We start from the raw sequence: 13429 nt of genomic DNA, 5'->3' as shown, positions 1-13429 counted from the left end.
TTAGTTCAGACATAACCTTTGATTATCAATATATCCGTGACAAAGATAGAGACTCCGAAAACACAAAAGCAGGCAATGTATACGGTGTTAGATTAAACTTTAACTTTTAATGGAGGAGGTAAAAAAAATGAAGAGATTTTCAACTTTTTTAATCAGCATCATTGCTGTTTTATTTTTCACAGGAATAGCTTTTGCTCATTTTGGAATAATTCTGCCTTCTGATGACATCATTGGTGAGAAAGACCCAAAGAAAATTACTCTTAAGGTTTACTTCATGCATCCTTTTGAACAAGAATGGCTAAATATGGAAAAGCCAAAGGCATTTGGAGTCATGCTTGGAGATGAGAAAACAGACCTGCTTAATACGCTTATAAACAAAAAAATAAAGGGCAGAAATATTTGGGAAACTCAATTTACAATTAAACGTCCTGGGGACTACATCTTTTATCTTGAACCAGAGCCTTACTGGGAACCTGCAGAGGAAAAATTTATTGTCCACTATCCAAAAGTCGTGGTGCAGGCATTAGGCAAAGAAGAAGGATGGGACAAAGAAGTAGGACTTCCAATTGAGATTGTTCCACTTACAAGACCTTATGGTCTTTGGGCTGGAAACGTTTTTCAGGGAGTTGTAAAGGTTAATGGAAAGCCGCTTCCTTTCGCAGAGGTAGAAGTTGAATATTTTAATGAGGGGGTAAAAGTAAAAGCACCAAAGGAGTCTTATATAACGCAGGTTATAAAGGCAGATGCAAATGGAGTTTTTACCTTTGGTATACCAAAAGCTGGCTGGTGGGGATTTGCTGCATTGACTGAAGCACCATATAAGCTTAAAAAAGACGGAAAAGAATACCCAGTTGAAATAGGAGGGATTATTTGGATTAAGGCAAGGGAGATAAAATAATGCATATCTCAGAAGGAGTGCTTTCTGCGCCGGTTCTTCTTACCGGCGCTGTTTTATCCTTAATAGGACTTACCTTAGGATTAAGGAAAATAAAAAATGAAGACATCCCTAAGGTTGCGGTTCTTTCATCAGCCTTTTTTGTCGCATCTCTTATTCACATTCCCATAGGACCAACATCTGCACATCTTGTATTAAACGGACTTGTGGGAATGCTTCTTGGGTGGGCAGCCTTTCCTTCCATATTTGTAGCATTGGTGCTTCAAGCTCTTTTATTTCAATTTGGTGGACTTACTACCTTGGGTGTGAATACTTTTGCAATGGCAATGCCAGGAGTTTTATTATATTATGTTTTCAGAAAAATGCTACAAAAAGGCAAAAACTTAGCTTTTTTAGGTGGCTTTTTAGGCGGATTTTTAGCTCTGCTTGTAGCAGCATTTTTTATAAGTATTGCTCTGATGGAAACTGAAAAAAGTTTTGTAGGCATTGCAGGAACTCTTCTTGTAATGCATCTTCCAATTGCTTTAATTGAGGGAATTATTACAGGATTTGTTGTAGTATATCTTAAAAAAGTAAAACCGGAGGCATTGATATGCTAAACTATAGACAACAAAATTACTGGTTTGCACAGCATAAAATAAACCAGAGGAGATTCCTCACTTCGTTCGGAATGACAGGCAAAGGTTCGGAATTAAAGAAAAAGAATTCGGAATTAGATAAAAAGAATTTGAAAATAAAAAAAGGGATTATATTTATTTTGGTCATACAACTTTTAATTTTCATCTCTACCTCTGCCTATGCCCATAAAGTAAGTACTTATGCATACAGAGAAGGAGATAAAATTTTTGGAGAATGTTACTTTGTAGATGGCTCACCCTGCAAAAACAGCAAGGTAGAAATTTACGATTTAAAAGGGCAGAAGATTCTTGAAGCTGTAACAGATGAAAAGGGTAAATACAGTTTTACAACAAAAGAAAAGGGGACATTAAGGATAATAATTCCTGCAGGAGAAGGACATCGAGCAGAGTATAAACTTGAAGGGATAGCGGAAAAACCCGAAAAAAAAGAAAATAAGGAAACCATGACGGCAAAGACTCCAAATAAACCTGTGCAGTCTGAGGCTACAGTGAACAAAGATGAAATCAAACAGATAATTGACGAAGTTATGGATGCTAAATTACAGGGATTAAGGGCTGAAATAATGGATTTACGGAAACAGATGGATAAAGTTAGTCTTAGAGATATAATTGGAGGCATTGGATATATTTTCGGAATCTGGGGGATAATAATGCTTCTTAAAAGAAAAAAAAATGCATCTTGAAGAGTTCTCAGAGGGAAATAGCTTTCTTCACAAAGCAGACCCAAGAGTAAAAATTTTGGTTTTTGCTTTATTCAGTATACTCTGCGCGATATCATCAGGTATAAAAACACCAATGCTTTATCTTTTCTACTCATTAACTCTTCTTTTAATTACCCGAATTAAAGCAAAACCCTTAATTTCAAGACTTCTCGCAGCGAATTTTTTCATTGCTTTTATATGGCTTTTTATTCCTCTAAGCTACCCTGGAAATCCTTATATTACTTTAGGCTTCATAAAAATCAGCCATGAGGGAATTAACTATGCTCTTTCAATCACTATTAAATGCAATGCCATAATTATTGCTACAATAACTCTTCTTTCAACATCCTCAGTGTTTTCTCTTGCTCATGCAATGCTTCATTTAAAAATGCCAAAAAAACTTGTTACAGTCTTTTTTCTTTTTTATCGCTATATTACTGTAATTCATGAAGAATATTTAAAAATAAAGAGAGCAGTTGCTTTAAGAGGATTTATTCCAAAAACAAATCTTCATACTTATAAAACCTATGCATACATTGTTGGTGGAATGCTTATAAAAAGCTATGAAAGAGCAGAGGAGATATACAGGGCAATGCTTTGCAGAGGTTTTCAGGGTTTTTTCCCATTATTTGAGCATTTTCAAATTAGAAAAAGTGATATAATATTTGGTGTTATTTCTACAGCAATTTTTATTTTATTCTGGGTTAAGAGTTGAAAACACCAATTATAAAACTAAGAAATATCTCCTTCAGCTATGACAGAAGGATAGTCTTAAATTCCCTAAATCTTGATGTATATGAGGGAGATAAAATAGGCTTAATTGGACCTAATGGCTCTGGGAAAACAACACTCCTTCATATTATAATGGGGCTTCTTAAGCCTCAATCAGGAACTATAGAGATATTCGGAAAAATACGAAATAAAGAAAAAGATTTCATTGAAGTAAGACAGAAAATAGGTTTTCTTTTTCAGGATTCAGATAGTCAGCTCTTTTGTCCTACAGTTAAGGAAGATATAGCCTTTGGTCCCTTAAATCTTGGAAAGACAAAAAAAGAAGCAATGGAAATAGTAAGGGACACATGCAATATCTTGGGCTTAAAAGATTTTGAAGACAGAGTTACTTTTAAACTTTCAGGAGGGGAGAAAAAACTTGTTGCCTTAGCAACAATTATTGCGATGAAACCAATATGCTATCTATTGGACGAACCTTCTTCAGGGCTTGATGAAAATACAACAGAAAAACTTTTGAGCTATTTAAAGCATAATACAAAAACTTATCTAATTGTTTCTCATGACAGAGATTTTATAACAAAAGCAACAGATAAAGTCTATACATTGGATAGCGGAAAAATTTTATTTTAAGATTTAAAATGGAAAAATCTTTGGCAGTTTAAATCCTTTCCCATGTTTTAGCTGTTTCATCATTTTTTTCATTTCATGAAATTGTTTGATAAGTCTGTTAACATCTGTTACAGTTGTTCCACTTCCTTTTGCAATTCTTATCCTTCTGCTTGCATTTATAATTTTAGGATTTTTTCTTTCTTCAAAAGTCATTGAATTAATTATTGCTTCCACTTTAACAAACTCTTTTTCATCTATTTTAATGTTTTTCAAAAATTTATTTGCCCCAGGAAGCATGGAAAGGATATTTTCAATAGGTCCCATTTTCCTCATTTTTCTGATCTGGTCCTTCAAGTCATCAAATGTAAACTCCTCTTTTTCAATTTTTGCTTTAAGCTTTTCAGCTTCTTTCATATCATAGGCTTTCTGTGCCTGTTCAATTAGTGAAAGGACATCTCCCATTCCAAGAATTCTATTTGCAACTCTGTCTGGATGGAATTCATCAATTGCATCAATTTTTTCACCTGTTCCAATAAGCTTTATTGGCTTTCCAGTGACTTCTTTTATGGACAGTGCTGCTCCACCTCTGGCATCTCCATCCATCTTTGTAAGAATAACACCGTCAATACCTATTTTTTCATGGAAACTTTTTGCGATGTTCACAGCATCCTGTCCTGTCATTGCATCTGCTACAAAAAGAATTTCATGAGGATTAAGAACATTTTTTACATCCTGCAATTCTCTCATGAGTTCTTCATCAACATGCATTCTTCCTGCGGTATCAACAATTACAGGATCTGCTCTGTCAATAACAGCCTTTTTTAAAGCATCTTTACAGAGTTCTCTTGGATCTTTAATTTCATATGAATGAAAAACAGGAACATCTATCTGTTTACCTAAGGTAACAAGCTGTTCTATTGCCGCAGGTCTTTGAAGATCAGCTGCTACGAGCATAGGCCTCCGTCCCTGTTTTTTAAAAAGTCTTGCAAGCTTTGCAGATGTGGTGGTTTTACCAGAACCATGAAGTCCTACCATCATAATGATTGTTGGAGGATTAGGACTGAGCTTAATTTTTGAAGTACTTCCTCCAAGGAGTTCACAGAGTTCTTCATAAACTATCTTTATTACTTGTTGTGCAGGAGAGAGGCTTTCAAGAATCTCTTTACCAACTGCTTTTTGACGGACTCTTTCAATAAAAGCTTTTACAACCTTAAAGTTAACATCTGCTTCAAGCAAAGCAATTCTTATTTCTTTTAAAGCTGCATCAACATCTTCTTCTTTTAGAATTCCTTTACCTTTAAGTTTTTTAAATATTGCTTCAAGTTTATCTGTTAATGCTTCAAACATTTATTGCCTCCTAAGAAGAATTTCTAAATCTTTGCTCAGTAAACCAAAAGTATCTTCTGTTATGCCTCTGTATATTTGGACAATCTTTTTTTCTCTATTTAAAATAAAAAAGTTTGGGAAACCATAGATATTGTATAATTTTTTTATTTTTACATCACATAGAAATAGAGGATATTGAATCCCCCTGTCTTTTGCAAATTCAAAAAGTTTTTGAGGTTCTTTTATTTCGTCATTAAACAAGATTCCGATTATTTGAATATTTTCTTTTTTAAATTTTCCGTAAAGTTTGTTTATATCAGGAATTACGTAATCACAGGCAAAACATTTTGTTGAAAGAAACTCTATAAGTATTCCATTGCCTTTAAGCTGATAAACTTCAATATTTTCTCCATTCCAAGCAGTAAGGGAAAAATTAGGGGCAAAATCACCTTTTTTAAGTGCACTTTGCCCCATTTGTGGAATTAGTAGGATAAAAACTATAATTAAAAATTTTTTCACGAATTAGCTACTGAGGAGACTATCCAATTTGCTCTTTAGAATAGATTTTGGAACAACTCCTACAATCTGGTCAACTCTTTGACCATCTTTAAAAAACATTATTGTTGGAATTCCCATAATTCCATAACGTGTTGCTATTTCTGGATTTTCATCAGTATTTAGTTTCCCTACTTTTATTTTACCTTCGTATTCCTTTGCAAGTTCTTCTATTGTAGGAGCAATTATTCTGCATGGACCACACCATGGTGCCCAAAAATCTACCATTATTACACCTTTTGAATTTAAAACTTCTGTTTCCCATTTAGAGCTTGTGAGCTCTACAATGCCTTCAGCCATTGTTACCTCCGGGAGATTTTGTAAACAACTTCTCTAAAATAAATCTTTCTCTAATATTTTGTCAATTATTATCAAATTCCTCGGAGCATGATGCCCCGAGGAATATAATTATTCTAAAGGAATTTTTATCTCTCTTGGTTTGGATTCTTCTTTTCTTAAAACAACTATCTCAAGTAGTCCGTTTTTAATATTTGCTTTAACTGAAGATTTATCTACATCCGTAGGGAGATTGACAGTTCTTGAAAATGGTCCATAACTTCTTTCATTCAAAATATAATCATCTTCAGAAATACCTTCAGGCTTCTTAATTTCTCCCTTAATTATCAATCGGTCATCTGTAATAGTTAAATCCACCTCATCCTTATTAACACCTGGTAGTTCAACCTGAATAACTACCTCTCTACCTCTTTCAAAAATATCCACATTAGGAGAGATAACCCCTTCTGTGGTAACAGCTCTTCTCCTACGAACAGGTGATAGAAACTCTTCAAAAAGTCTGTCCATCTCCTTTCTTATTTCCTCAATTTCCTTTAAAGGACTCCATTTTACAATGGACATGATACACCTCCTCAATTTATCTTAGGCTGCTTCTACCAAAACAACCTTATTAAATACAATTTTACCATCTTTAAAATCAACTTCTACAGTCTCCCCTTCTTTAAATGTTCCTTCAATTAGTTTTATTGCCAGAGCATCAAGAATTTCTTTCTGTAACACTCTTCTCAAAGGTCTTGCACCATATACAGGATCATATCCAATTCTTACAATATAGTCCTTTGCTTCTTCTGTAAGGATTATATCAATCTTCCTCTGTTTAAGATACTGTTTTATCCGTTTAATCTGAATTTCTATGATATCCTTCATTATCTCTTTACTCAATGGATTAAAGATTATTATCTCATCAATCCTATTAAGAAACTCAGGTCTGAAAAATGCTCTTAAATCATCTATTATCCTTGTTTTTAAATCTTTCTTTAAATCCTGCCAGTGCTCAGAACCTTTATTTTCAAGAAATTCTTGAATATGGGCGCTTCCTATGTTTGATGTCATTATGATAATTGTGTTTCTGAAGTCAACAGTTCTTCCGTGTCCATCTGTAAGACGACCATCATCAAGTATCTGTAAGAGTATATTGAATACTTCCTGATGAGCCTTTTCAATTTCATCAAAAAGAACAACACTGTATGGCCGCCTTCTTACAGCCTCTGTAAGTTGACCTCCTTCTTCATAGCCCACATAACCAGGAGGAGCACCAATAAGACGAGATACAGTATGACGCTCTTGATATTCAGACATATCAATACGAATCATGGCATTTTCATCATCAAATAGAAATTCTGCCAGCGCCTTTGCAAGTTCTGTTTTACCAACACCTGTAGGTCCAAGAAACATGAATGACCCAATAGGACGATTAGGATCCTGTAATCCTGCTCTTGCTCTCCTTATTGCATTTGATACTGCTATAATTGCTTCATCTTGTCCAACAACTCTTTCTTTGAGTCGCTCTTCCATTTTTATAAGTTTCTGAGTTTCGCTTTCAAGAAGTCTTTTAACTGGAATTCCTGTCCATTTAGCCACTACCTCAGCAATATCCTCTTCATCAACCTCTTCTTTGAGCATTTGCCTTCCTCTCTGAATCTCTTTAAGTCGGGCATTTGCCTCATCAAGTGCTTTCTGAAGTTCAATAAGTTTGCCATATCTCAATTCTGCTGCCCTTGTTAAATCTCCCTGACGTTCTGCCTGTTCACTTGCTATTTTTGCCTGTTCAATCTCTGCCTTAATCTCTCTGATTTTTAAAATAAACTCTTTTTCAGCCTGCCATTGTGTGTTCAGTTCCTCTTTTTTAGTGAGTAGTTGCTCTATCTCCTGAGAAATCTTTTTTATTTTTTCCTTTGCATCTTCAGTTGGTTCTTTGCTCAATGCCTGACGCTCTATCTCAAGTTGTCTAAGTTTTCTTTCTATCTCATCAAGTTCAATTGGCATGCTATCAATCTCCATTCTGAGCTTTGCCGCAGCTTCATCAATTAAATCAATTGCTTTATCAGGCAAGTATCTGTCTGTTATATACCTTGCTGAAAGCACAGCAGCAGCAACTAATGCTGAATCCTTTATCTTTACACCATGATGAACCTCATATCTCTCTTTAAGTCCTCTTAAAATAGAAATTGTGTCTTCAACAGAAGGCTCTTTAACTAAAATAGGCTGAAATCTTCTTTCAAGTGCAGGGTCTTTTTCAATGTATTTTCTGTATTCATTAACAGTAGTTGCTCCAATGCATCTAAGCTCTCCCCTTGCTAAAGCTGGCTTGAGCATATTTGCTGCATCCACTGCACCTTCAGCAGCACCTGCACCTACAAGTGTGTGAAGTTCATCAATAAATGTAATAATTCTTCCTTCAGACTGTGTAATCTCTTTAAGCACTGCTTTGAGTCTCTCCTCAAACTCTCCACGATACTTTGCACCTGCAAGAAGTGAGCCTATATCAAGAGCTATAAGTTCTTTATTCCTCAAAGATTCAGGAACATCGCCTGCTACTATCCTCTGTGCAAGACCTTCCACTATAGCTGTTTTACCAACACCAGGGTCACCAATCAAAACAGGATTGTTCTTTGTTCTTCTGCTTAAAACTTGAATAACTCTTCTAATTTCTTCATCTCTTCCAATAACAGGATCAAGTTTACCCTTTTTTGCAAGTTCTGTAAGATTTTTGCCATATCTAACCAATGCCTGATACTTTTCTTCTGGATTTGGATCAGTTACCTGATGAACTCCTCTTATTGCCCTCATTGCATCAAGCACTTTTTGACGGGTAACTGCCTGCTTTTTTATTGCATCAAGCGCAGGACCTCCTACATCAAAAAGAGCTATAAGAAGATGCTCCACACTTATATATTCATCTTTAAGATGTTCTGCTTCCTTGTCAGCTTTTTCAAAAAGCTGATTAAGTCTTGGAGTAATATAGACCTGCTCAAGTGGCTGAGCACCATAGACCTTTGGAATTTTATCTATAGCTTTCTTTAAATCTGTTTTGATTGAGTTTAAGTCTGCTCCGCATTCCTTAAGAATCCGAGTCACAAGCCCTTCACTATCTTCAACCAGGGCATAAATTAGATGTTCTACATCTATCTGCTGGTTACCATACTGTGAAGCAATCTTCTGAGCCTCTCTTATGGCTTCCTGAGTTTTATAAGTAAGTTTATCAAATCTCATGGTTTTTCCCTCCTTAAAATTGTTCAAAAAATTTTTTAATTCTTTTTTCCACCTGTTGTCTTATTTCTTCATCAACATAACGAAGCATTTCCTGCATTACCTCTTCCATAATCTGCATTCTTTCTCTCATCCTTAAAATAATGTCAACTCCTGCTCTGTTAACACCAAATTCCTTTGTAAGCTTTATTACAAAGTTAAGTCTTTCTAAATCCTCATCTGTATAAATCCTCTGTTTTTTTATTCTTTTGGGCTTTATAAAACCTTCTCTCTCATAAAGTCTCAGAGTTTGAGGATGTACATTAAGAAGTTTACATACCATGCTAATCAAATAGAATCTCTCGTCTTTTCCCATTTTTACCTCCCCAACATGAACTGTCTTGGATTTTCTTTATAGAGTCTCTCAATCTTTTTTACTTCCTCCTTTTCGGACTGGGTTAATCCCTTAGGCACCGCAATCTTGATCACAACATACAAATCTCCTCTATTACCATTCTTTGGCGAAGGAAATCCCTTGCCAGAAATTCTAAACTTCTGTCCACTTTGAGTACCTTCAGGGATTTTCATTTTTACAAAACCTCCATCAGCAATAGGAACATCAATCTTCGCACCCAGTGCTGCTTCAACAAAGGTAACAGGAAGCTCAATGTATATATCATCGCCCTTTCTTGTAAAGAAAGGATGCGGAGTAACCGTAACATCAAGTATTAAATCACCATAAGGTGCACCGCCCTTGCCAGCATTTCCGTATCCTTTAACCTTTACAGTTGAACCATTATCAACACCAGCAGGAATTTTTGCTTTAAGTGTTTCAACAGTCAAAATTCTTCCAATTCCACCACAGTTTCTACATTTGGATGAAGCGGTTCTACCTGTTCCTCCACATTGAGGGCATGTTTGGTTTACTCTTAAAAATCCACGAGATGCCTGAATTCTTCCTGTACCATTACATTTTTTACATATATCTATCTTATCAGCACCGCTTCCGTGACAGACTGAGCATTCTATATATCTCTGATAATGAATTGGCTTGACTACACCATTATAAGCTTCTTCAAAACTAAGTGTTATCGGAATAACAATATCTTCACCCTTTAAATAGAAAGGTTGAGCAGTGGTAAAAGTCTCACCGAAGATGTCGCCAAAGATATCTCCCAAATCAAAGCCTTTTGTAAAGTCAAAACCACCGAAATCAAAACCCTTAAAATCAAAGCTTCCTCCTCTGTCATACTCCTCTCTTTTTTGAGGATCACTCAATACTGCATATGCTTCATTTATCTCCTTAAACTTTTCCTCAGCTTCTTTATTCCCCGGATTTAAATCAGGATGGTATTTCCTCGCAAGCTTACGATAAGCCTTTTTAATCTCTTCCTGCGAGGCATCTTTACTAATTCCTAAGATTTTGTAGTAATCTTTACGTTCCATAGTTAAACAATAACATATTGAGTTGATTTATATCAAGTCTTGAAACCCTAATTGATTTAAGGAGAAATTAGTTACTCAGAAATATTGATATTGCTTGCTTCTATTGCATTCAATGCATCAATAAATAAGGAGTTCTTAATTCCTCCAACCGTTAACTCATTGATAAATAAATTTTTCTGGGCTTTTAAGAAATCGGTCTTATTTTGAATTAAAGCAATATTGCATATTTCATCAATAAAATCAGTAAGAATAGGCACTTCAAAGAAACCACTTTCTGTTTGTATAAATTTTTGAAAAAATACATTATTTTCAAATCTCAAAAAAATTTTCTCAATTATATGTCTTTGGAAAACAAGATTTTCTCTAAGGTTATAGAAATTTTCTTTAAGCTTTGGGTCAGTGAATTCACCATTCCATACCACAGGAGCATCATCATGAAAACCTTTACAAACTTTAAAAACTCCTCTTCTTTTTTCTGCTATTACAAGATTTTGCATTGTTTCAGGGAAAGTCACGGAAAATGGAATAATATTGCATTGAAGGGGTTTAAGGCTTCCATGTATTGAACATAAAGAGTCTTTAAGCAGTCTACATCTTTTCTTTAATCTATTGCCTGCTACAAAATCTCCAATAATGTAAAAGCTTTTATATTTAATTGCAAAAGCTTCAAGATACTCTTTATGAAAAGAATTAAAAGGATATATCTTCCTAAATCCTGCAGTAATAGGGAAAAATCTGTAAAGTTTTCCAAGTTCTTTTATTGTAACAATAGTTGCTCCACCGCAACATATATAGGAGCAATTAATTATGCATTGAAATTTTATCTGTTTATTCACCTTTTAAGCTGCATTACATCATCCCTTAAAACCACTGCTTCTAATTCAGCAGGAAATCCGCATTCTGCAAGAAATTTTAATATATTTTCCCTTCCACCTTCTTGTCTATCAACAAGAACAATAACTTTTTTCACGAAAATTCCTGCTTCTTTAAGACGGGTTATTGCCTTAATTGTTGAGCTTCCTGTAGTAATGACATCATCTACAACAACAACACTGTCACCTTGTTTTATGTTCCCCTCAATCCACTGCATAGTGCCATGTTCTTTTGCTTTTTTTCTAACAACAAATGACTCAATGGGTTTACGTTTTAAATAGGAAGTATAGGCTACTGCATTTGAAATAGGGTCTGCACCAAGTGTAAGTCCTCCTATACCTTTAACATCAAGGTTAGCAATCATGTCAAAAATTATATTACCTATTAAATACATGCCTTCAGGTGATAGAGTTACTGTTTTACAGTTAAAGTAATACTGACTTAAACCACCTGAGACAAGTCGGAAAATAGGCTCTTCACTGTATTTAAAGGCTCTTTCATAAATAAGTCTTATTAGTCTATCCCGCATTGGATATTACCGCTATCAATAGCTTCTCTCCTGCTTTTCAGATTCGCATATTTCTTTTACTGTATCCTTAACAAGCTTACCATCTTCCCATACTTTTTCTGAAACCTTTCTACACTTGGTATAAGGGTCTTTATAGTAGTAATCACTTGAAGGTTCTGCTTTGTAATAGCCTCTTCCATCTTCTGTTCTGTATTCAACAGGCTTTCCAGTTTGATATGCCTCTCTTGAACCTCTTGTAGAAATATCAGCAATTGTAGCTCCAAAAACAGCACCAAGAGCTGCGCCAATAACACCTCCACGCCATGGATTTTTTTTGTCAAGAAGAGCACCTGCTACTCCACCAACAACAGCACCTGCGCCTGCGCCTTCATAGTGTTGTTGCTGAAACTGTCCACATGCTACTGTAAAGAGTAATAAAATAGCCACTACCAAAGCCATTGTTTTCATTTTAAACCTCCTCCTTAGTTTCTATTAAGACTGTTCAAAAACTTATAGCTTCATCTGTCATTCCGAGGAGCATGAGCGACGAGGAATCCCCTCTTTCCGATTTAAGGAGGAGACCCTTCGGCTTTGCCTCAGGGTGACCCTAAGGGTCAAATTCCTCACACCCATTGAGGGTGCTCGGAATGACAAAAGAAAAAGAAACCTTTTCGGATAAAATTCCTCAGAGTCATTAAAACCCCTTGGAATGACTGTTACTAATTGAACAGCCTCTTGTTTTTTATTTTACTATAAAAGTCTCTAAAATTACTCTATTTCTTCCTGTCTGCTTTGCTTTATAAAGAGCTGTATCAACTTTTTGTATTAATTCATCTATTGTTATTAATTTGTTTCCATAAAAAGTTGTCAGTCCAATGCTTATTGAAAGATTTATTGTTTCACCAGAAAAAGTATGAAATTCGGTTTCTGCAACTTTTTTCCGAAAAGCCTCGCATATTTTAAAAGACTCATTTTCCTCAATACCAGGCATTATTATACAGAACTCCTCACCACCATATCTTCCGATAGTTAATCGGTTTGGCAAAAATTCTATTGCTAATGAAACAATTTCCATCAGAATTTTATCTCCTGATAAGTGACCATAGGTATCATTTATTTTTTTAAAGTAGTCTATATCAAACAAAGCAATACTAAGGGGTTCTTTATAGAAAGAACACCAACTTAGTTCCTCTTGAATTCTTGCCATGAGAAAACTTCTATTGTAAGCACCTGTGAGGGGATCTTTTGTAAGCAATTTATTAAACTCTTTCCTCATTTCAATAATTTCTCTTGCTTTGTTTATTTTTATGATAAACTCACATTTAGATAATTTCCCGATTAGATAATCAAAAATTTCATATTCACACATTTCCCGCAGTTGAGATCTAACTTTTTTGTCCATAATCACAATTAAAGGTATATCTCTTAATGATGGAGCAGAGGTGAAATTTTCAATAAATTTCCACTTTTTATTGCCTTTTTGATAGAGATCAAAAAATATCAAATCAGGATTTATTTTATAAATATGGTCAAAAAGTTCATTGTTTATCCAGAGAGGCTGAAAAAATTCAACTTCATCTTTTAAAAAAGAAGATATCAAATCGGAAAGAGATTCTCTATTGGTACAGAGAACTATTTTCATTTTGATAAATAATTTAAC

General features: G+C 34.8%; 16 protein-coding genes. 5 read left to right on the top strand and 11 right to left on the bottom strand.

Annotation, left to right across the window (positions count from 1 at the left end):
• The first annotated feature begins 127 nt into the window (after positions 1-127).
• Genes FLY87_RS09475 through FLY87_RS09455 form a run of 5 tightly spaced genes read left to right on the top strand, consistent with a single transcriptional unit; the run spans position 128 to position 3596 of the window.
• A complete protein-coding gene (locus FLY87_RS09475; RefSeq protein WP_012546093.1) occupies positions 128-898 on the top strand; it encodes a DUF4198 domain-containing protein in 771 nt (256 codons plus the stop codon).
• Positions 898-1494 carry a cobalt transporter CbiM gene (cbiM, locus tag FLY87_RS09470; protein ID WP_012546305.1) on the top strand — a complete coding sequence of 199 codons (597 nt, stop codon included), beginning with the start codon at positions 898-900 and terminating at the stop codon, positions 1492-1494. The genes FLY87_RS09475 and cbiM overlap by 1 nt, the downstream gene beginning before the upstream one ends.
• The gene (locus tag FLY87_RS09465) at positions 1488-2216 is read left to right on the top strand and encodes a hypothetical protein (protein ID WP_012545984.1); all 729 of its coding nucleotides are present in this window, start codon (positions 1488-1490) and stop codon (positions 2214-2216) included. The genes cbiM and FLY87_RS09465 overlap by 7 nt, the downstream gene beginning before the upstream one ends.
• A complete protein-coding gene (cbiQ, locus tag FLY87_RS09460; protein WP_012545677.1) occupies positions 2206-2949 on the top strand; it encodes a cobalt ECF transporter T component CbiQ in 744 nt (247 codons plus the stop codon). The genes FLY87_RS09465 and cbiQ overlap by 11 nt, the downstream gene beginning before the upstream one ends.
• Positions 2946-3596, top strand: a complete 651-nt coding sequence (locus tag FLY87_RS09455; RefSeq protein WP_012546570.1) for an energy-coupling factor ABC transporter ATP-binding protein — start codon at positions 2946-2948, stop codon at positions 3594-3596. The genes cbiQ and FLY87_RS09455 overlap by 4 nt, the downstream gene beginning before the upstream one ends.
• A 3-nt stretch (positions 3597-3599) precedes the next feature.
• Here FLY87_RS09455 and ffh read toward each other — a convergent pair whose 3' ends face one another.
• From ffh to FLY87_RS10200, 11 genes are all read right to left on the bottom strand, one after another.
• Positions 3600-4922, bottom strand: a complete 1323-nt coding sequence (gene ffh / locus FLY87_RS09450) for a signal recognition particle protein (protein ID WP_012546620.1) — start codon at positions 4920-4922, stop codon at positions 3600-3602.
• A complete protein-coding gene (locus tag FLY87_RS09445; protein ID WP_181406031.1) occupies positions 4923-5420 on the bottom strand; it encodes a peroxiredoxin in 498 nt (165 codons plus the stop codon).
• Between the two features lie 3 nt (positions 5421-5423).
• On the bottom strand, positions 5424-5756 hold the full coding sequence (gene trxA, locus FLY87_RS09440; RefSeq protein ID WP_012545412.1) for a thioredoxin: 333 nt from the start codon (positions 5754-5756) through the stop codon (positions 5424-5426).
• A 108-nt stretch (positions 5757-5864) separates the two neighbouring features.
• On the bottom strand, positions 5865-6314 hold the full coding sequence (locus tag FLY87_RS09435) for an Hsp20/alpha crystallin family protein (protein WP_012546164.1): 450 nt from the start codon (positions 6312-6314) through the stop codon (positions 5865-5867).
• Between the two features lie 21 nt (positions 6315-6335).
• The gene (gene clpB / locus FLY87_RS09430) at positions 6336-8966 is read right to left on the bottom strand and encodes an ATP-dependent chaperone ClpB (RefSeq protein ID WP_012546043.1); all 2631 of its coding nucleotides are present in this window, start codon (positions 8964-8966) and stop codon (positions 6336-6338) included.
• A 13-nt stretch (positions 8967-8979) separates the two neighbouring features.
• Positions 8980-9318 (bottom strand): MerR family transcriptional regulator, encoded by a 339-nt coding sequence (locus FLY87_RS09425; RefSeq protein ID WP_012545092.1) that lies wholly within the window; start codon positions 9316-9318, stop codon positions 8980-8982.
• A 2-nt stretch (positions 9319-9320) separates the two neighbouring features.
• Entirely contained in the window at positions 9321-10388 is a 1068-nt protein-coding gene (dnaJ, locus tag FLY87_RS09420) for a molecular chaperone DnaJ (protein WP_012546226.1), read from the bottom strand.
• 71 nt (positions 10389-10459) lie between these two features.
• The gene (locus tag FLY87_RS09415; RefSeq protein ID WP_141267052.1) at positions 10460-11224 is read right to left on the bottom strand and encodes a hypothetical protein; all 765 of its coding nucleotides are present in this window, start codon (positions 11222-11224) and stop codon (positions 10460-10462) included.
• On the bottom strand, positions 11221-11790 hold the full coding sequence (gene pyrE / locus FLY87_RS09410) for an orotate phosphoribosyltransferase (RefSeq protein WP_028842058.1): 570 nt from the start codon (positions 11788-11790) through the stop codon (positions 11221-11223). Before pyrE ends, FLY87_RS09415 begins: the two co-directional genes overlap by 4 nt.
• Positions 11791-11805: 15 nt before the next feature.
• The gene (locus tag FLY87_RS09405) at positions 11806-12237 is read right to left on the bottom strand and encodes a glycine zipper 2TM domain-containing protein (protein ID WP_012545573.1); all 432 of its coding nucleotides are present in this window, start codon (positions 12235-12237) and stop codon (positions 11806-11808) included.
• Positions 12238-12511: 274 nt separating this feature from the next.
• Positions 12512-13411 (bottom strand): GGDEF domain-containing protein, encoded by a 900-nt coding sequence (locus FLY87_RS10200; RefSeq protein ID WP_028842871.1) that lies wholly within the window; start codon positions 13409-13411, stop codon positions 12512-12514.
• Positions 13412-13429: the final 18 nt, after the last annotated feature.

Origin of the sequence: Thermodesulfovibrio sp. Kuro-1 (assembly GCF_006538445.1) — a bacterium.
GTDB classification, from domain to species: Bacteria; Nitrospirota; Thermodesulfovibrionia; order Thermodesulfovibrionales; family Thermodesulfovibrionaceae; genus Thermodesulfovibrio; species Thermodesulfovibrio yellowstonii.
This window is presented reverse-complemented; position numbering and strand designations above follow the sequence as displayed.